Source organism: Nocardiopsis chromatogenes YIM 90109, assembly GCF_000341185.1.
In the GTDB taxonomy this organism is placed as follows: Bacteria; Actinomycetota; Actinomycetes; order Streptosporangiales; family Streptosporangiaceae; genus Nocardiopsis_A; species Nocardiopsis_A chromatogenes.
The window spans coordinates 1-16,904 of the sequence record NZ_ANBH01000153.1 but is presented as its reverse complement, the minus strand read 5'-3'; the positions used below and the strand labels follow the sequence as shown (position 1 = coordinate 16,904).

21 protein-coding genes are annotated in these 16,904 nt (G+C 71.2%); 8 read left to right on the top strand and 13 right to left on the bottom strand.

From position 1 onward, the window contains the following. Positions 1-93: 93 nt before the first annotated feature. From D476_RS0116130 to D476_RS0116120, 3 genes are all read right to left on the bottom strand, one after another. A complete protein-coding gene (locus D476_RS0116130) occupies positions 94-573 on the bottom strand; it encodes a nucleoside deaminase (RefSeq protein ID WP_026123556.1) in 480 nt (159 codons plus the stop codon). A gap of 155 nt (positions 574-728) precedes the next feature. Then, positions 729-1,229, bottom strand: coding sequence for a tRNA adenosine deaminase-associated protein (locus D476_RS0116125; RefSeq protein ID WP_017624971.1), 501 nt, complete (start codon positions 1,227-1,229; stop codon positions 729-731). A 75-nt stretch (positions 1,230-1,304) separates the two neighbouring features. After that, entirely contained in the window at positions 1,305-1,814 is a 510-nt protein-coding gene (locus D476_RS0116120; RefSeq protein WP_017624970.1) for a tRNA adenosine deaminase-associated protein, read from the bottom strand. A 245-nt stretch (positions 1,815-2,059) separates the two neighbouring features. Between D476_RS0116120 and upp the strand changes: the two genes are divergently transcribed. The 5 genes from upp (at position 2,060) to D476_RS0116095 (ending at position 4,709) form a co-directional block, all read left to right on the top strand. After that, positions 2,060-2,713, top strand: a complete 654-nt coding sequence (gene upp, locus D476_RS0116115; RefSeq protein ID WP_017624969.1) for a uracil phosphoribosyltransferase — start codon at positions 2,060-2,062, stop codon at positions 2,711-2,713. Positions 2,714-3,120: 407 nt separating this feature from the next. Further along, a complete protein-coding gene (locus tag D476_RS0116110; RefSeq protein ID WP_017624968.1) occupies positions 3,121-3,345 on the top strand; it encodes a hypothetical protein in 225 nt (74 codons plus the stop codon). Positions 3,346-3,506: 161 nt separating this feature from the next. Further along, complete coding sequence (locus D476_RS38240) at positions 3,507-3,671, top strand: hypothetical protein (RefSeq protein WP_017539576.1); 165 nt, start codon at positions 3,507-3,509, stop codon at positions 3,669-3,671. Positions 3,672-3,690: 19 nt separating this feature from the next. Further along, the gene (locus D476_RS0116100) at positions 3,691-4,209 is read left to right on the top strand and encodes a PH domain-containing protein (RefSeq protein WP_017539577.1); all 519 of its coding nucleotides are present in this window, start codon (positions 3,691-3,693) and stop codon (positions 4,207-4,209) included. 293 nt (positions 4,210-4,502) lie between these two features. Beyond that, a complete protein-coding gene (locus tag D476_RS0116095) occupies positions 4,503-4,709 on the top strand; it encodes a hypothetical protein (protein ID WP_017624967.1) in 207 nt (68 codons plus the stop codon). Between the two features lie 94 nt (positions 4,710-4,803). Here D476_RS0116095 and D476_RS0116090 read toward each other — a convergent pair whose 3' ends face one another. After that, entirely contained in the window at positions 4,804-5,007 is a 204-nt protein-coding gene (locus tag D476_RS0116090; RefSeq protein WP_017624966.1) for a DUF2000 family protein, read from the bottom strand. A 7-nt stretch (positions 5,008-5,014) separates the two neighbouring features. Between D476_RS0116090 and D476_RS33520 the strand changes: the two genes are divergently transcribed. Continuing rightward, positions 5,015-5,227, top strand: coding sequence for an Lrp/AsnC ligand binding domain-containing protein (locus D476_RS33520; RefSeq protein ID WP_239648730.1), 213 nt, complete (start codon positions 5,015-5,017; stop codon positions 5,225-5,227). A 31-nt stretch (positions 5,228-5,258) separates the two neighbouring features. On the opposite strand, the gene D476_RS0116080 is transcribed toward D476_RS33520, so the two are convergent. Further along, the gene (locus D476_RS0116080; RefSeq protein ID WP_017624964.1) at positions 5,259-5,816 is read right to left on the bottom strand and encodes a sugar O-acetyltransferase; all 558 of its coding nucleotides are present in this window, start codon (positions 5,814-5,816) and stop codon (positions 5,259-5,261) included. Between the two features lie 163 nt (positions 5,817-5,979). On the opposite strand from D476_RS0116080, the gene D476_RS0116075 reads away from it, so the two are divergent. After that, positions 5,980-6,921, top strand: coding sequence for a LysR family transcriptional regulator (locus D476_RS0116075; protein WP_026123555.1), 942 nt, complete (start codon positions 5,980-5,982; stop codon positions 6,919-6,921). A 7-nt stretch (positions 6,922-6,928) separates the two neighbouring features. Here the strand turns inward: D476_RS0116075 and dnaB are convergent, their stop codons facing one another. After that, the gene (gene dnaB, locus D476_RS0116070) at positions 6,929-8,281 is read right to left on the bottom strand and encodes a replicative DNA helicase (RefSeq protein WP_017624962.1); all 1,353 of its coding nucleotides are present in this window, start codon (positions 8,279-8,281) and stop codon (positions 6,929-6,931) included. 331 nt (positions 8,282-8,612) lie between these two features. Between dnaB and D476_RS0116065 the strand changes: the two genes are divergently transcribed. Continuing rightward, on the top strand, positions 8,613-9,965 hold the full coding sequence (locus D476_RS0116065) for an MATE family efflux transporter (protein ID WP_017624961.1): 1,353 nt from the start codon (positions 8,613-8,615) through the stop codon (positions 9,963-9,965). 62 nt (positions 9,966-10,027) lie between these two features. Here the strand turns inward: D476_RS0116065 and D476_RS0116060 are convergent, their stop codons facing one another. From D476_RS0116060 to D476_RS33515, 7 genes are all read right to left on the bottom strand, one after another. Next, positions 10,028-10,906: a peptidoglycan recognition protein family protein gene (locus D476_RS0116060; protein WP_017624960.1), complete on the bottom strand. Its 879-nt coding sequence runs from the start codon at positions 10,904-10,906 to the stop codon at positions 10,028-10,030. A gap of 154 nt (positions 10,907-11,060) precedes the next feature. Beyond that, complete coding sequence (gene rplI, locus D476_RS0116055) at positions 11,061-11,507, bottom strand: 50S ribosomal protein L9 (protein ID WP_017624959.1); 447 nt, start codon at positions 11,505-11,507, stop codon at positions 11,061-11,063. A 28-nt stretch (positions 11,508-11,535) separates the two neighbouring features. Beyond that, the gene (gene rpsR, locus D476_RS0116050) at positions 11,536-11,772 is read right to left on the bottom strand and encodes a 30S ribosomal protein S18 (RefSeq protein WP_017539584.1); all 237 of its coding nucleotides are present in this window, start codon (positions 11,770-11,772) and stop codon (positions 11,536-11,538) included. 78 nt (positions 11,773-11,850) lie between these two features. Then, the gene (locus D476_RS0116045) at positions 11,851-12,429 is read right to left on the bottom strand and encodes a single-stranded DNA-binding protein (protein WP_017624958.1); all 579 of its coding nucleotides are present in this window, start codon (positions 12,427-12,429) and stop codon (positions 11,851-11,853) included. Between the two features lie 62 nt (positions 12,430-12,491). Further along, on the bottom strand, positions 12,492-12,782 hold the full coding sequence (rpsF, locus tag D476_RS0116040; protein ID WP_026123554.1) for a 30S ribosomal protein S6: 291 nt from the start codon (positions 12,780-12,782) through the stop codon (positions 12,492-12,494). A 90-nt stretch (positions 12,783-12,872) separates the two neighbouring features. Then, the gene (locus D476_RS0116035; protein WP_017624957.1) at positions 12,873-14,369 is read right to left on the bottom strand and encodes a glycosyltransferase family 87 protein; all 1,497 of its coding nucleotides are present in this window, start codon (positions 14,367-14,369) and stop codon (positions 12,873-12,875) included. Between the two features lie 48 nt (positions 14,370-14,417). Then, positions 14,418-16,904 (bottom strand): transglycosylase domain-containing protein (locus D476_RS33515; protein WP_017624956.1); only part of this gene is annotated, 2,487 nt, incomplete at its 5' end.

Genomic DNA, 16,904 nt, shown 5'->3' with positions numbered 1-16,904 from the left:
GTGGAGGTGGGATTTGAACCCACGGAAGGTTGCCCTTCACTCGCTTTCGAGGCGAGCGCCCTCGGCCACTAGGCGACTCCACCGAGGGTGACTCTACCTGAAACGTCGCCCGGAGAAGAAATCGGTGAGGAGGCGGGCGCACGCCTCGGCCGCCTCGGGGCCGACAAGGTCCGGCGGGACCACCTCCGGGCGGTGGTTGAGCCTCCGGTCGCGCAGGGCGTCCCATACCGAACCGGCCGCCCCCGCCTTGGGATCGCGTGCCCCGTAGACCACCCGGTCCACCCGGGACAGCACGGCCGCACCCGCGCACATCGTGCACGGCTCCAGTGTCACCACCAGCGTGCAGCCGCTCAGCCGCCACTCGCCGCGCTCGCGCGCCGCCGCCCGCAGCGCCACCACCTCGGCGTGCGCCGTGGGGTCCCCGACCGCCTCGCGCTCGTTGCGGCCCTGAGCCAGGATCCCGCCGCCCTCGTCCAGGACGACCGCCCCCACCGGCACGTCCCCCATATCGGCCGCGCGCCGCCCCTCGTCCAGCGCGCGCATCAGAGCCGCGTCCAGAACGGCGCGGTCCATGAGCGGGCCGACCCCGTACCCGGGCGCGCCCGCGGACCCGTCTCCGGTCACCGCCCCATCCTCACTGCGTCCTCAGTGCCATGCGGCCGCCGCTCGGCACACCCGGTGCGCCCGGTACGCCGACACCACGGCACCGCCCGGTACGCCGCCACGCCTCAAGGCGTCCTCAACGCGTCCAGCCGGTCGGCGAACCCGGCGCGCTCGGCGACCTCTGCCAGGACGTCCGCCGGGAGCGCCCCCTCGGCCAGCGCGAGCGCCGAGAGGTCCCCGGCGGGGGTCCCCAGGTCGCCCATCAGGCCGGCGTCGCCCCCCGGGTCGGGGAGGGGTTTCTGCCCCGTCCCCTCCACCTGCTCAGGCGCCTCGATCTGGCCGCTGTCCAGCAGCAGCGCCGCCGTCTCGTTCTCGTGCACGAAGCGCGCGTCCGACAGGAACACCCGCGGGTCCTCCCGGTCGTCCAGGCGCACGATGCCGAACCACTCGTCGTCGGCCTCCAGCAGCAGTACCATCGTCCCGTCCTCGGCGCCGGGCGCGTGCTCCCCCGCCGCGTCGCGCATCGCGTCGGCGAGGTCGTCCACCCCCTCGGCGTCCGCGAGGTCGACCTCCGCCGCGCCCCACTCCCCCGACGCGCGGAAAAAGACCGCTGAGAAGACCGACACGTGGTGCTCCCGGGCTGCTCGCTGTGGACCGTCCTACCCCGTCGGGCCCTCCCCGATGGCCGTTCGTGGGGCTCCTTACCCCATGGTGTCCAGGGCACGCTGGAACGCCTGCTGGAATCCGAGCCGCTCGGACACGCTCGCCAGCACCTCGTCGGGGTACAGGTCCAGATCGCCCGCCAGGGCGCCCAGCTCCATCTCCTCCAGCCCCAGGTCGGCCAGGATGGACAGGTCCCCCGCCGGGAGCACCTGGTCCAGGTCCTCGTCGTCGGGCACGTCGATGTCCAGGAAGTCCAGCACCTCGCGGGCGACCTCCCAGTCGACCGACGCGGTGACGTCCGACAGGAACACGGTCACATTGTCGTGGCCGTACACACGCGCGATGATGAAGAAGTCGTCGCCGACCGACAGCAGTCCGATCGCCCCGCTGATACTGGGCTGCTGGCGGAGGGCGTGCAGCAGCCCCTTGAAGTCGCGGGTCAGGGCCTCGGGAAGAAGGTAGACATCCCAGAGGTCGTCTTCGCGGTAGGCGACTGCCGCGAAGTCGCCCTCCCCCGGAAGCCCGTCGCTCTCGTCGAGTTCCGTCATCGCCACCCCATCAGGCCGGTCGTGATCGGGCCAGGATCGCAGAAGCCCCCCGGCCGCGCCATCGTAGCCCCGGACGCCGCCGCGGCGAGCGGCGGGGGGCGCCTGCATCCCCCATTAGATCGGACATCCGGCACCCGGAGGAACCGGATGTCCGAGATCGTGATCACCGGGAGGAGGCGGTGCTGTGCACGGATAGACTCGTTCGCCGGATCACGCACGTTTCAGCAGCTCACCCGGAGTATTCAATGGAGACCCTGGTCGTCGACCACCCCCTGGTCGCGCACAAGCTCACCACCCTGCGCGACGTGCGCACCGATTCGCCCACCTTCCGGCGCCTCACCGACGAGCTGGTCACCCTCCTCACCTACGAGGCCACCCGGGACGTGCGGGTCGCCCGGGTGAGCGTGGACACCCCCCTGCGCCCCGCGGAGGGCGTGCAGCTCAGCCGCCCCACCCCGCTGGTGGTGCCGATCCTGCGGGCCGGTCTGGGCATGCTCGACGGCATGACCCGGCTGCTGCCCACCGCCGAGGTCGGCTTCCTCGGGATGGCCCGCGACGAGGAGACCCTGCAGCCGGCCACCTACGCCGACCGGCTCCCCCAGGACCTGTCCGGCCGCCAGTGCTACGTGCTGGATCCGATGCTGGCCACCGGCGGCACCCTGGCCGCGGCGCTCAAGCTGCTGGTCGACCGGGGCGCCGACCACGTCACGGCGATCTGCCTGCTGGCCGCCCCCGAGGGGCTGTCGGCGGTTCGGGACCGCCTCGGCGAGACGCTGGGCGAGGACCACGGTGCGGTGCTGCGGGTGGTCACCGCGGCGGTCGACGACCGCCTGGACGAGAACGGTTTCATCATCCCCGGCCTCGGCGACGCCGGTGACCGCCTGTACGGCTGCGTCTGATCCGTCCCGCTTCCTCCGGGGGAGCGGTGTCCGCCATGCGTCCGTCCCGACACGGGACGGACGCTTTTTTGTATATGTCGGCCTCGACCGGAATGAATGACCGAAAAGGGGGAAGAAGGGGTCAGTGCGACGAACGCCGCCGCCGCACCGTTCCGCGCGCCGAACACGCGTGGACGACACGACTTTGACCAGTCGAATTGATTCTGAGATGGAGGCGTGACCCCCTAGAGTGATCCTGATCGGTACCCGCACCCGACCGCCGCCCCGACCCGACCGAAACCCCTGCCCCACCCCACCGGTCCCGTACCGCGCCGCCGCACCGGGCCCCACCGCACCCGGAAGCGATCACTGACCGACACGACCCGAGCACGGAGCGCCGTAGCTCACCCTGCCCCTCGAGGAGTGAGATGCCTGAGCACACCGACACCGCAGACCGCGAACTGACCCCCGTCGCCGACCGCCTCGGCGCCGAGTTCTCCGGCGTGCACGAGCGGTCCACGGTCGACAGATGCGTGGGCGCCGCACGCCAGGGCGCCCTCGACGTCACCGGCCGGGCCGCCCCCGACCTGGTCGAGCGCATCGCCCGCCAGCACCTGCAGGTGCTCGCCCTGGCCTTCGCGGAGCGCACCTAGACCCCCCACCGCACCACCGCCCGCACGGAACGTGACCAGCACCACACGCCCAACGTGCGTCACGCCACGCCGAAGACGGGCATCTGGCTTTACGGGGTCGATTGTCGGTGTAACAATCACCTTGGGTTGGTGGGTCAGCGTGCTTTGTTGGGGAGTCGGTCATGGCCAAGTTGAAAAAATGGCTGGGGTACGCCCTCATCGCCTTCGTCGCTTTCTACCTGCTCACTCAACCTGAAAGCGCGGCCGGAGTGATCCAGACGGGGCTGGGCGGACTGATGTCCGCGGCCGAGTCGCTGTCGCGCTTCGTCAACGCGCTCAGCGCATGACCTGAGGGAACGTGCGGCAATGAAGCTCGTAGCCTCGACGAACCGGGCTCCCGCATCCGTCAACCGATACCTGCTGCCCCACGAACAGGACGTCGTCACCATCCGGCGGCACCCCGCCGTGCTGATGACGCCCGTGGCACTGGTCCTGGGCGCCCTCATCATGGCGGGCATCCTGAGCAACACGGCGCTGGCCGCCACGCCGACCGCGCTGGCCGTCATCTGGTGGGTGTGGCTGCTGGTGCTGGTGTGGTTCGTCTGGAAGGTCGCGGAGTGGTCGGTCGACTACTTCGTGATCACTTCGGCGAGGCTGCTGCTCACCCAGGGTCTGATCACCCGCCAGGTGAACATGATGCCGCTCGGCAAGGTCACCGACATGCGCTTCGAGCGGTCCCTCGTGGGCCGCTTCCTCGGGTACGGCACGTTCGTGATGGAGTCGGCCGGTCAGGACCAGGCCCTCAGCCGGATCAACTTCGTTCCCTACCCGGAGCAGCTCTACCTTGAGGTCGTCGGCCTGATCTTCCCCGACAAGGGGAAGTGACCGCCGCGGGACCGAGGTGACCGGGGGCGTCCGCCGCACGGCGGGCGCCTTTTTCGTGCGCCCGGGCCCGCTCCGGGGCCCCGCGCCCACCTGCGCTCCCCCACCGTCCCCCTTCTGTTCACTTTTTGTTCACCTTAGCCTCACCACCCGGAACGACCTGGGAAGACGCCGCACACATCCCCCGCAGACCCCAAGTTTCAGGGGCGTCGAGTTGACTCTTAGGTGAACGAAGGGTTAACGTAAGGCCTCTTGCGATAGACGAAGGGGGTGCCGCCATGGTTCGCAGACAGGGCATGGCAGCTCAGTCCGGCCGCCCCGCTCCGACCCGGCGCCGCACGCGCCCCTCCGTGGTGCGCCGCGCATCCGGCTCGCTGCGCCGCGCCGACCTCACTCCTCCCGCGCCCCGCGCCTCCGAGGAGACCGACCGCCGCCCGGCGATGTCCTGGGTGCTGGTGGAAGACGCGAACGGCCGCAAGCGGCCCGAGGCCCGCTGGATCTGACCGGGGCCGGAGCACCGCGCGAAGAGCGCGCGGCGAAGACGATCGAGGGGGACGACGCACCGCGTCGTCCCCCTCGTCCGTGCGCGGGGCCGACTCACTTCAGCAGCGGCAGCCGCTTGGTCAGCGCGTTCACCCGGGCCTTGGGGCCGAACAGCGCCAGCGCCCGGTACACCAGCTCCTCGGCCCCCGTCCGGGACAGGTCCTCCAGGTAGGAACCGTAGTCCCGGGCCCGGCGCGCCGAGGCGCTGGTCTCGGTCCAGGTGCGCCCGCTCAGCCGGGCGGTGATCGTGCAGTTCAAGGAGACCGTGGCGGCCTTTCCCGAGGTGCTGTCGGTGTTCGTGCTCTCGGGCGGCGACGACTTCGTCCTGCACGTGGCCGTGCAGGACCTGGACGCCCTGCACGGCTTCCTGCTGGACAAGCTCAGCAAGCGCAAGGAGATCGCGGGGTTCCGGACCTCGGTCATCTTCCAGAGCCGCCACAGCACCGTGGTGTCCCGCCTGCCCGACACCGGGGGGTGAGGCGTCCCGCTCCCGTCCCCCGGCGCACCGCTCAGTCGCTCCACCGCTTGCGCTCGAACGCCGCCGGTCCGGTCACCAGTGTGTCGGGGGGAACGTCCTTGGTGACGACGCTTCCGGCGCCGACCGCGGCACCGCGCCCGATGGTGACGCCCGGCAGGACCGTGACCGCCGCGCCGATCCATGCTCCGTCCTCGATCGTGATGGGCGCCATCGTGAGGAACTCGCTGCGCTCGGCGGCCTCCGACGGGTGGTCGGTCGCGATGAGGGTGGTCTTGGGGCCGATCATGACACCGTCGCCGAGGCGGATGGTGCCTGCGCCGGTGTAGTCCATGAAGGTGCAGCCCTGGTTGACGAAGACCCTCTCGCCGAAGTCGATGCCGAGCCCGTAGTGGCTGTAGAAGGGCGGATAGACGGTGACCGAGTCGGGCACGGGCCTGCCGGTGATCTCGGACAGCAGGGCCCTACGTGCGGCCTTGTCCTCATAGGGCAGGGCGTTGAGCCGTGCGGTCAGCGTGTTCACCTGCTCGATCCGCTCGGCCACGCGCGCGAACTCGGGCGTGCGGATGTACAGGCGGTCGCGATCGGGCATGAGGGTCCCCCAGGGAGGCTCGGGCCGGACCCGTCGGTCGTCGCCCGACGGGTGACCAACCGTGTGTTGATCGGGCCCATCAAAGCGATGGCCATGACCTGGGATCAAACAACGGCCGCGACAGGTACGAGCAACCATCGGTTGTCGATCTAGGATGACCGGCATGGACGTCGCCGCAGTACGCACCTTCGTCGCCGTCGTCGACGCGGGACAGTTCCAAGAGGCCGCCGCCGATCTGTCGATCACCCCGCAGGCGGTCTCCAAGCGCGTCGCCGCGCTGGAGGCCGAGCTCGGTGTCCGCCTCTTCACCCGGGACGCCCGCGGCGCGCGGCCCACGATCGACGGGCAGGCGTTCCTCCCCCACGCCCGCTCCCTTCTCCGCGCCGCCGAACGGGCCGTCGACTCGGTGCGGCCGGGCAGCCGTGCGCTGCGCGTCGACGTCATCGGCCGACGGCTCTCCCTGGCGGGCCTCCTGCGCGGCTTCCACTCGGCCCACCCCGACACGGCGCTGGACGTCGTGACGCTGTTCGACTTCGACACCGCCATCGCCGCCGTCGAGGCGGGAACGATCGACGCGACGTTCCGCGCCGTCACCATGCCGGGGCGGCGGCTTCCACAGGGTGTGGAGGCCGCACCCGTCTTCGACGAACCGCTGTACCTGTTCACCGGACCGGGGCACCCGTTCGCGGACGCTCCGGCGGTCGCCCCGGCCCAGCTCGCGGGCCACCGCGTGTGGATGCCCGGCAATCTGCCCGGCACCGAGTGGGCCGCCTACTACGACGACCTCGCGCAGGCCTTCGGCATCACCATCGAGGCGGTCGGCCCGAACTTCGGGATCGAGCACCTGCTCGACACCATCGCCGAGTCCACGACACTGGCCACGTTCGTGAGCGAGCAGACCCCCTTGGCCTGGCCCGCCGGACACAGCCTGCGCCGCATCCCCATCACGGACCCGACGCCGGTGTATCCGCACTCACTGGTGTGGCACACCGACAACCCCCACCCCGCCTTGGCGGCCCTGCGCGACCACTTCACGGCCGCCCACCCCGGACGTCCGGCCGGCGGCGTCTGGACACCGGAGTGGACCCGGCAGGGGCGGTTCTGAGGGGCCTCTACCCGGGCGCCATGTCGACGAAGCGGCTGTAGTGGCCCTGGAACGCGACGGTGACCTCGGCGGTGGGGCCGTTGCGGTGCTTGGCCACGATGATGTCGGCCTCCCCGGCCCGGGGGGACTCTTTGTCGTGAACGTCCTCTCTGTACAACAAAAGCACCATGTCAGCATCCTGCTCGATAGATCCACTTTCGCGTAGATCGCTCACCTGGGGCTTTTTATCCGTTCTCTGTTCGGGACCCCGGTTGAGCTGGGAGAGCGCGATGACCGGGACCTCCAGCTCCTTGGCGAGGAGCTTCAGCGAACGGGAGAACTCCGAGACCTCCTGCTGGCGGCTCTCGACCCGCCCCGAGGAGCTCATGAGCTGGAGGTAGTCCACGACGACGAGCTTGAGGTCGTGCTGCTGCTTCAAGCGGCGGCACTTGGCCCGGATCTCCATCATCGACATGTTCGGGGAGTCGTCGATGAAGAGCGGGGCCCCGGCGACCTCGCCCATTCTGCGGGCCAGGCGCTGCCAGTCGTCATCGGTCATCAGGCCGGAGCGCATGGTGTGCAGCGGCACCCGCGCCTCGGCGGAGAGCAGGCGCATGACGATCTCGTTGCGCCCCATCTCCAGACTGAAGAAGACCGAGGTCAACTGGTGCTTGATGGACGCGGCACGGGCGAAGTCGAGGGCAAGCGTCGACTTGCCCACTGCCGGCCTTGCGGCGATGATGACCATTTGTCCGGCGTGCAGGCCGTTGGTGAGCTGGTCGAAGTCGGTGAAGCCGGTCGGGACGCCGGTCATGGAGCCGTCGTGGGCGGAGATCGCCTCGATCTCGTCCAGGGCCCCCGGCATGATGTCGCTCAGCGGGAGGTAGTCCTCGCCCGTGCGCTTCTCGGCGACGCGGAAGACCTCGGCCTGGGCCTGGTCGACGATGTCATCGACCTCGCCGTCGCCCGTGTAGCCCATCTGGGCGATGTGCGTGCCCACCTCGACCAGGCGGCGCAGCACCGCCCGGTCGGCCACGATGCGGGCGTAGTACCCGGCGTTGGCCGCCGTCGGGATCGCCTCGGTCAGCGTGTGCAGGTACGGCGCCCCGCCGACGCGGGTGATCTCGCCGCGCTTGGTCAGCTCGGCGTTGACGCTGATCGCGTCGACCGGCTCGCCGCGCGAGAACAGGTCCACGACCGCGTCGTAGACCGTCTGGTGCGCGGGCCGGTAGAAGTCGCTGGAGCGCACGATCTCGACGACCTCGGTGATGGCGTCCTTGGACAGCAGCATGCCCCCCAGGACGCTCTGCTCCGCCAGGATGTCGTGCGGCGGGGTGCGGTCGAACCCGCTGTGCTCCGACGGCTGCTCGGCGACGCTCACGTACTCTCCCCCTGGTGACGGCCGGTCCTGCCTGCACCGGCCCAAGCGATTGTCCCGACCGCGGACCCCGCAAGGCAAAGCGGCCTGTGGACGCTGCTGGGGAGATCCTGTGGACGAGTGCGGCGTTCCTGCGGATAGCTTGTGCACAACGCCTGTGGATAACTCCTGTGCACTCCCCGCACACACGGTATGAGCTGCAAAAACCTTATGCACCGCCTGTGCGTGAAAGAAACCGCACACATCTTCGTCCACAGGTTTTCCACAGGGCGTTCGACACACCGTGGACGCCGGTCCCCCACCTCGAACACGTGTCCGGTAACGTGGCCGGGCCATGTCCGCTCCACTGTCCGCGCCTCCCTTCCGCCACCCGCACGACCGCGAGATCCTCCGCCTCGCCGTCCCCACCTTCTTCGCGCTCATCGCCGAGCCGCTCCTGCTGCTCACCGACACCGCGATCGTCGGCACCCTGGGCACCCGCCCGCTCGGCGGCCTCGGGGTCGCCGGGCAGATCCTGATGACCCTGGCCAACCTGTGCATCTTCCTGGCCTACGGCACCACGGCGGCGGTCGCCCGGCGGTTCGGCGCCGGGCAGGTGCGCGAGGGGCTGCGCAGCGGCGTCGACGGCCTGTGGCTGGCGCTGATCATCGGCGCCGCCGCGGCCGCCGCCGGGTATGCGGGCGGCCCCTGGCTGGTGGAGGCGCTCGGCGCCTCGGACGAGGTCGCCCCCTACGCGCTCACCTACCTGCGGATCAGCCTGCTCAGCGCACCCGCGCTGCTGCTGGTCATGGCCGGGACGGGGGTACTGCGCGGGCTGCAGGACGCCCGCACGCCGCTGCTGGTGTCGGTGGGCACCGCCGCGGCGAACGCCGCGCTGGCCGCGGTGCTGGTGCTCGTGCTGGACACGGGCATCGCCGGGTCGGCGTGGGCGACGGTAGCGGCGCAGTGGGGCGGCGCCGCCGTCTACCTGGCGGTGGTGGTGCGGGCCGCCCGCCGCGCGGGGGTGTCCCTGGCGCCCGACCCCGCCGGGGTGAGGGCGTCCGCGGCCGCCGGCGCCGCGCTGTTCGTGCGGACGGTGTCGCTGCGGGTGGTGTTGGTGGTCACCACGGCGGTGGCCGCCCGCATGGGTGACCAGGAGATCGCCGCCCAGCAGGTCGCCTTCCAGCTCTGGTCGCTGCTGGTGTTCGCCATGGACGCGATCGCGGTGGCGGCGCAGGCGATCATCGGCCGCTACCTGGGGGCCTCGGACGCCCGCGGGGCGCGGGCCGCCACCCGCCGCATGGTCGAGTGGGGCGTCATGACCGGCGTCGTATTCACGGTGCTGGTGCTGGTGCTGCGCCCGTGGGCGCCGGTGCCGTTCACCTCCGACGCCCGGGTGGCGGCGCTGATCGTCTCCGCGCTGCTGGTGGTGGCGCTCCTGCAGCCGCTGAGCGGGGTGGTGATGGTGCTCGACGGCATCCTGATGGGCGCCGGGGACCAGCGCTACCTGGCCTGGGCGAGCTTCTGGACGATGCTGGCCTTCCTGCCGTGCGCCGCCGTGGTGCTGTGGACGACGCCCCCGGGCTCCCCCGACGCCCTGCTGCGGCTGTGGCTGGCGTTCGGGGTGTGGATGGCCGCGCGCGGCATCACCCTGGGGCTGCGCGCCCGCGGCGGCGCGTGGGTGGTGCTGGGATCGACGCGCGACTGACGCGGACCGTCCGGCGGACCGCCCCGGGGACGCGTGCCGGGCCGGTCCGCCTGCCGGTCGGCTCAGGCGTCCTCCCCGGGAAGGCCGTCCCCGGCCCCGCGGTAGCCGTCGTCCGCCCGCACCGCGTCGCGCTCGCCGAGCGCCGGGCCGTGGTAGTAGGGGGCGGCGCGCTCCCCCGTGGGCACCGCCGGGTACGTCGGCAGGTGCTCCTCGGGGAGTTCGGCCAGGCTGAGCAGCTCCAGGCGCCGCCGGGCGGTCCGCATCCGCGCCGCGACATCCTTGCGCAGGTCGGGCAGCATCCCGTACAGCCGGTCGCCCGGACAGCTCGTGGCGTTGTAGTCGCGGTGCCCGACGATGCTCTCGGCCGGGTCGAGCCCGTACACCAGGCACAGCCAGGCGCAGGTGTCGGCGAGCGCCGCCATGAGCGCCTTGGTGGGGGTGGCCGAGGTGTACAGCCCCTCGTTCTCGATGCCCACGGTGTGCGAGTTGTGGTTCGCGGTGTGGGCGCCGATGGCGTGCCGCCCGTCCCGCACGGCCGCCAGGCTGCGGTTTCGGCCCTCCATGATGTGGCCGCCGCGCGAGATGGTGAACTGCTGCCCGGTGTCGTCCCAGCCGTTGGAGTCCATGTGGTAGCGCTGGATGGCCCGGGACAGCGCCGCCGCGTGGCTCTTGGAGTAGTCGGTGCTGTTCGCCGTCGCGGTGTGGTGGACGACGATGTGGTCGGGTGCCCGGGTGACGCTCGCGTAGCGCTTCGGCCGCCGGGCGCCCCAGTCCGAGCGGGTATAGACCTTGGGGGCGGCGACGGCCAGCGCGGGTGCCGGGGCGGCCAGGTCCGCCGCGCCGCCGAGCAGCACCGCTCCGGCGGCCAGGGCACCGGCCCGGACCGCGCCGCGCCGGGTCAGGCCCATCGGGTGCGGGGTCTCCTGCTCGTGACTGCCCATGTCGGCCTCATCCTTCCTGTGGGGCGACGTGCCCACAGGCCACGATAAGTTACAAATAGTGATCAAAAAATCACTATGAGCAATGCGGCGTGTCCGAATGAACGAAGGCCCCGCCCCCGCGGTGCGGGGGCGGGGCCTTCACGGCCGCGGCGGACTAGTCGCCGACGACCTCCAGCGCGATGGTGGCCGAGACCTCAGGGTGCAGGCGGATGCGCACCTTGTGCTCGCCGACCGACTTGATCGGGTTGCGGATCTCGATACGGCGCTTGTCGACCTGCGGGCCGCCGGCGGCCGTGACCGCCTCGGCGACGTCCGCGGCGTTGACCGACCCGAACAGGCGGCCGCCGTCGCCGGCGCGGCGGCCCAGCTCCACACGGAGCGAGCGCAGGCGCTCGGCGACCTGCTCGGCCTCCTCCAGGGTGCGGATGTCCCGGGCCTGGCGGGCGCGGCGGATCGAGTCGATCTGCTTCTGGCCGCCCCGGGTCCACCTGATGGCGACCCCGCGCGGAAGCAGGTAGTTGCGGCCGTAGCCGTCCTTCACCTCGACGACGTCGCCGGGGGCACCGAGACCGTCGACCTCGTGGGTCAGAATCAGCTTCACGACTAAAACCTCCCTCGGTATTCCCCGTTTAGCGAGCGGTGCTGGTGTAGGGCAGCAGCGCCATCTCGCGGGCGTTCTTGATCGCCGTCGCGACGTCGCGCTGGTGCTGCGTGCAGTTGCCGGTGACGCGGCGGGCACGGATCTTGCCGCGGTCGGAGATGAACTTGCGCAGCAGAGTGGTGTCCTTGTAGTCGATGTAGGACGCCTTCTCCTGGCAGAAGAGGCAAACCTTCTTCTTGGGCTTGCGTGCTGCCGGCTTCGCCATCGTGGTGCTCCTTTGTCAAGAGCCCCGGATTCGTCCGGGGATGGTCTGTTCGGACTGGGTGGCCGTCGCGGGGCCGGGCTAGAACGGGGGCTCGTCGGAGAACCCGCCGCCGCCGAAGCCGCCGCCACCGCCGTTGGTCGCCCAGGGGTCGTCGGCCGGAGGGCCGGAGCGGCCGCCCTGGGGGCCGCCGAAGCCGCCCCCCTGGTTGCCGTATCCGCCGCCCTGCTGGCCGCCGAAGCCCCCGCCGCCACCGCCGCCGCCGCCGAAACCGCCGCCCTGGCCGCCGCCCTGGCGCTGCGTGCGGGCCACCTTGGCGGTGGCGTAGCGCAGCGTGGGCCCGACCTCCTCGACGTCGATCTCGAAGACGGTGCGCTTCTCGCCCTCCTTGGTCTCGTAGGAGCGCTGCTTCAGGCGCCCCTGGACGATGACGCGCATACCGCGCTGGAGGCTCTCGGCCACGTTCTCGGCGTACTGGCGCCACACCGCGCAGCTGAGGAACATGGCCTCGCCGTCCTTCCACTCGCCGCTCTGGCGGTCGAAGACGCGCGGTGTGGAGGCGACGCGGAAGTTGGCGACCGCGGCCCCGCTGGGGGTGAATCGCAGCTCAGGGTCGTCGACGAGGTTGCCGACGAGCGTGATCTGGGTCTCGCCTGCCATGGAAGGCTCCGGATTCCTATCGGTTCGGATCAGGCGTGCGGGGCGCCGACGCGGGCGCGGACCTAGTGGACCTCGGGGCGGAGGACCTTGGTGCGCAGGACGGACTCGGTCAGGTTGAGCTGGCGGTCCAGCTCCTTGACCGTGGCGGGCTCGGCCGACAGGTCGATCACCGCGTAGATGCCGTCGGTGTTCTTCTCGATGTCGTAGGAGAGGCGGCGCTTGCCCCAGACGTCGACCTTCTCCACGGAGCCGCCGTCGTTGCGGACCACCGCGAGGAACTTGTCGAGCGACGGGGCGACCGTGCGCTCATCGAGGTTCGGGTCGAGGATGACCATCACTTCGTAACGACGCATTGCCGTCGTACCTCCTCTGGACTGTCGCGGCCATGGTCTCTCCATGGCAGGAGGGCTGTTGAGCCAGACGAACGCCAAGATTACCAGTTGTCAAGGGGCCGATTCGCCGCCTTCGCCGGGGGCTGTCCGGACCCGGTGCCCCGGATCGTCCCCGGGTTCCGCGCCGGGTCCGGCACCGGCGCCCGTGGGCCCCTGGCGCCCGGCCGCTGTGCAGTCGGCCACGGTCACCCCGCACAGCAGCGCCAAGGTGGCCAGGCGCCCCAGCGACAGCAGCGCGTACCCCTCGAAGGCCAGACCGGCCTCGGTGCCCTGGGCCGCGGCCGCGGTGTGGAGCAGGTGCTGCCAGATCCCGAAGAAGTAGCCGACCTCCGCCAGCTGCCACAGCGCGAACGCCGCGACCGGCGGCCAGGTGCCCAGGTTCCGCGGCCAGGCCAGCACCGCGAGCGGGATGAGCCAGAGCACGAACTGGGGCGACCACACCTTGTTGGTGATCAGGAAGGCGGCCACCGTGAGCAGCAGGAGCTGCTCCAGGCGGGGCGGGCGGCGGGCCGCGACGCCGAGGACGGCGATCAGGGCGCAGGCCGCGGCGAGGCCGACGGTGCCGGCGGTGTTCACCAGGTCGTGGTCGGCGCTGTCGAAGAGGCCGTGGCCGCCCAGGACGTAGTAGACCGACCCCCAGTCGGTTCCGCGCTCCCGGCTGAAGGTGAAGAAGGTCGCCCACCCCTCGGGGGCCGCGAGGGCCACCGGGGCGTTGACGGCCGCCCATGCGGCCGCCGCCCCGCCCAGGGGGCGCAGCAGGTCCCCGACGGCGAGCCCGCCGCGCCCGAGGAGGCGGCGCAGGACGAGGACGAGGATCGGCCCGAAGACCAGGAAGGGGTAGAACTTGGCGGCCACCGCCAGGCCGATGAGCGCTCCCCCGCCCCACTGCCACCGGCCCCCGCGTGCGTAGAGCGCCAGCCCGACCGTGAACAGGGCGACCGCCAGGTGGTCCCAGTTGATGTAGGCGGTGAGCACCCCCGCGGGCAGGAGCGCGGTGACGCCTCCGGCGAGCAGGGCCCGGCGCCGGTCGAAGGCGGCCCCCTCCGGCGGGTGCACCCCCCCGCGCCCCGCCAGCCACCCCGTCGCCAGGACGGTGGCCGTCAGACACACCCCCATGACCAGGGCGGTCACGTCGAAGTAGGCCAGCGCGCGCGTGAGGGTGTCGGGCAGCCCGGACACCGCGCGCGCGGCGAGGTGCATCAGCCCGCCCGTGAGCACGGGGTACTCCACGGGCTTGTCGATGTAGGGGACGATCCCCTGGTCGAGCCCGTCCCGGTAGTAGAGGGGGAAGACGTCGCTGTAGCAGGCGGCGGCGTACTGCCCTCCGTCCAGCCACGCGCCTCCGAACCTGCACGGGTACTTGGCGAGGTAGCCGAGGACCGCTCCGAGGGCACCGAGCCCCGCGAGCGCCGCCCAGGGGACGGCGTGCCCGGTGGCGCCCCGTGCGGCCGCGTCTCCTTCTCCGGCCGGGATACGCCGAGTGCCGACGGCGGTCAGGCGACCGCCGCCGGCACTCGGGTGTCCGGCACCTCCGGACGTGGAGGTCACATCACTCCTGTTCGCTTCGGCTCCGCCGGGGTGGGGCGGCGCGGGCGGCTAGTCCTCCTGACGGCCGAAGAGTCCTCCGCCTCCACCGCCGCCGTTATTGCCGCCGCCGTTGTCTCCGCCCCCGTTCCCGGGATCATTGGGATCGGGCGACTCGCCGTCGTCTCCACCGCTGCCGTCATCGTTGCAGTCGGGCCAGAATTCCGGGCACTCCCCGTCTCCGGGAGGCGTCGGCGGGCCCGTCGGCTGTTCGGTGGGCTGCTGCGTGGGCTGTTCGGTGGGCTGCTCCGTCGGCTGCTGCGTGGGCTGCTCCGTCGGCTGCTGCGACGGCGTGGGGTCGATCGGCAGGGAGTCCTGCTTGGTGCCGACGTTGGCGGGAGCGGGGAACTGCTTCACCGGCTGGCCCTCCATCGCCGTCTCCATGAACTCCTTCCAGACCTTGGCCGACGTCGTACCACCGTAGACGTCCGCCTCGCCCGGGATCACGAGCTGCTGGCCCTTGTCGCGGAACAGCCCGACCGCGGTGGCCAGCTGCGGCGTGTACCCGGCGAACCAGGCCGACTTGGCGTCGTTGGAGGTACCGGTCTTGCCCGCCACGGGGCGGCCGTCGGAGAGCATGGCGTTCCTGCCGCCGCCGTCGGGCGAGACGACCTGCTGCATGGCGTAGGTGGCGTCGGCCGCGACGTCCGCGCTGAAGGCGCGCTCGCCCTTCTCCAGCTCGTCGGCGTCGTTGGGCTGGAGCTCCTCGAAGTCGCCCTCGGTGTTGGGCGCCTCCACCTTGGTGACCATGTGCGCCGGGAGGTGCACGCCGCCGTTGGCGAAGGTGGCGTACCCGGTGGCCTGGTCCTTGGCGGTCACCTGGTAGGTGCCCAGCGCGATGTTCGGCCCCATCTCGGCGGTCTCGAACTGCTGCTCGTCGATGCCCGCCGCCTTGGCGGTCTCCACGACGGCCGGGGGCGTCACATCGATGGCGAGCTGGACGAACGAGGTGTTCACCGAGTGCTTGGTGGACTCCGTCAGGTCGACGACGCCCCAGTCCCGGTTGCTGTCGTTCTGGATCTCGCCTTCGATGCCCTCGAACTTCTGCGGGGAGGAGCCGTCGAACTCGCTCTCCAGGCTGATGCCCTGGCTGAGCCCGGTGGCCAGCACGTAGGGCTTGAACGCCGAACCCGCCTGGGCGCGTTCGCTGAGGGAGTTGTTGGCGTCCTGGGTGAAGTCCGTTCCGCCGCGGAAGGCCTTGATCTCGCCGGTGGCGGGGTCGACGGAGGTCAGGGCGTAGTTGGTGTCCTCCGGCATACCCTCGGGCAGGACCTCGCCGAAGACCTTGTCGGCCTTGTTCATCAGCGTGGCGTCGAGGGAGGTGGTGACCCGGTACCCGCCGGTGGCGATCTGCTGGGCGGACAGGTCGTACCGGTCCTCCAGCTCCTTCATCACGGCATCGCGGACGTACCCCTTGTGGCCCTCGGTCAGGTCCTCGCCCGGCGAGTACGGGATCGTCTCGGGGAACTCCAGCTTGTCGGCCTCGGCCTGGGTGATGCCGTAGTCGGGGTAGTCCTGGTTCATCAGGACCATGCCGTGGACCGAGTCGTCCTTCCAGCGCTCCTTGAGGATCTCCTCGATCTTGGGGTCGGCCTCGTAGTTCTCGAAGTTCCCCGGCTGCTGGATGATCGCGCCGATGAAGGCGCCCTCGGCCTGGTCGAGGTCCTGGACGTCCTTGCCGAAGTAGGCCTGCGCGGCGGCCTGCACCCCGTAGGCGCCGCGGCCGAAGTAGATGGTGTTCAGGTACTGCTCGATGATCTGTTCCTTGTCAAGCTGCTGGCCCAGCTTGATGGAGATCAGGATCTCTTTGGCCTTGCGCGTGATGGTCTGATCGCGCGTGAGGGTGTTGTAGTAGTTGCGGGCCATCTGCTGGGTGATGGTCGAACCGCCGCCGGCGCCGCCGCCGCTGAGCACGGCCCGCATGGTGCCGGTGATCGAGATGCCGCCGTCGCTGGGGAAGGTGCGCTGCTCGGTGCCGAGGACCCCGTTGATGACGGTGTCGGGGATCTCGTCGTAGGTCACCGGCTGGCGGTTGATGTCACCGGTGGTGACGATCTCCTCGCCGGCCTCGCCGTCCTCGCCCGCATAGGTGATGACCGTGGCCTTCTGCGTCGCCTCGGACTGGGCCTTCATCTGACCCGGCCCGGGGGTGAGGGCGAAGGCGATGAAGAACGCGGCGACCCCGCCGATGAAGAGCACACCGGCGGTGATCAGCAGGGGCTTCCACACCTTGGACCAGAAGCGGCGGATCGGCCCGCGGTCGTCGTGCTCGTCGCGCGCGGGCGGGCGGCGCCGACCGCCTCCCCCGCCCCCGCCGGAGCGCCGGGCGCCCCCGGATCGGGCCCCGTGGGCGCGCCCGCGGTCGTCCTGCTGCGGTCGGCGCCGGCCGCCGGAGCGCGGCCCCTCCGAGCGCGCGCCCTCGGAACGGCGGCGCGGCCGCTCGTCGTCCCAGAAACCGCTGTCGCCGCTGTCGCCGCCGTCCCGGCGGCGCCCGACGGC

Excerpts from the sequence above, each read along its gene's own strand:
- D476_RS0116080 (WP_017624964.1), bottom strand. The coding sequence starts at position 5,816 with ATGCCCGATCGCGACCGCCTGTACATCCGCACGCCCGAGTTCGCGCGC.
- D476_RS0116095 (WP_017624967.1), top strand. The coding sequence starts at position 4,503 with ATGGCAGCTCAGTCCGGCCGCCCCGCTCCGACCCGGCGCCGCACGCGC.
- D476_RS0116120 (WP_017624970.1), bottom strand. The coding sequence starts at position 1,814 with ATGACGGAACTCGACGAGAGCGACGGGCTTCCGGGGGAGGGCGACTTC.
- D476_RS0116130 (WP_026123556.1), bottom strand. The coding sequence starts at position 573 with ATGGACCGCGCCGTTCTGGACGCGGCTCTGATGCGCGCGCTGGACGAG.
- rpsF (WP_026123554.1), bottom strand. The coding sequence starts at position 12,782 with ATGCGTCGTTACGAAGTGATGGTCATCCTCGACCCGAACCTCGATGAG.
- upp (WP_017624969.1), top strand. The coding sequence starts at position 2,060 with ATGGAGACCCTGGTCGTCGACCACCCCCTGGTCGCGCACAAGCTCACC.
- D476_RS38240 (WP_017539576.1), top strand. The coding sequence starts at position 3,507 with ATGGCCAAGTTGAAAAAATGGCTGGGGTACGCCCTCATCGCCTTCGTC.
- D476_RS0116100 (WP_017539577.1), top strand. The coding sequence starts at position 3,691 with ATGAAGCTCGTAGCCTCGACGAACCGGGCTCCCGCATCCGTCAACCGA.
- rpsR (WP_017539584.1), bottom strand. The coding sequence starts at position 11,772 with ATGGCGAAGCCGGCAGCACGCAAGCCCAAGAAGAAGGTTTGCCTCTTC.
- D476_RS0116075 (WP_026123555.1), top strand. The coding sequence starts at position 5,980 with ATGGACGTCGCCGCAGTACGCACCTTCGTCGCCGTCGTCGACGCGGGA.
- D476_RS0116060 (WP_017624960.1), bottom strand. The coding sequence starts at position 10,906 with ATGGGCAGTCACGAGCAGGAGACCCCGCACCCGATGGGCCTGACCCGG.
- D476_RS0116110 (WP_017624968.1), top strand. The coding sequence starts at position 3,121 with ATGCCTGAGCACACCGACACCGCAGACCGCGAACTGACCCCCGTCGCC.
- D476_RS0116065 (WP_017624961.1), top strand. The coding sequence starts at position 8,613 with ATGTCCGCTCCACTGTCCGCGCCTCCCTTCCGCCACCCGCACGACCGC.
- D476_RS0116045 (WP_017624958.1), bottom strand. The coding sequence starts at position 12,429 with ATGGCAGGCGAGACCCAGATCACGCTCGTCGGCAACCTCGTCGACGAC.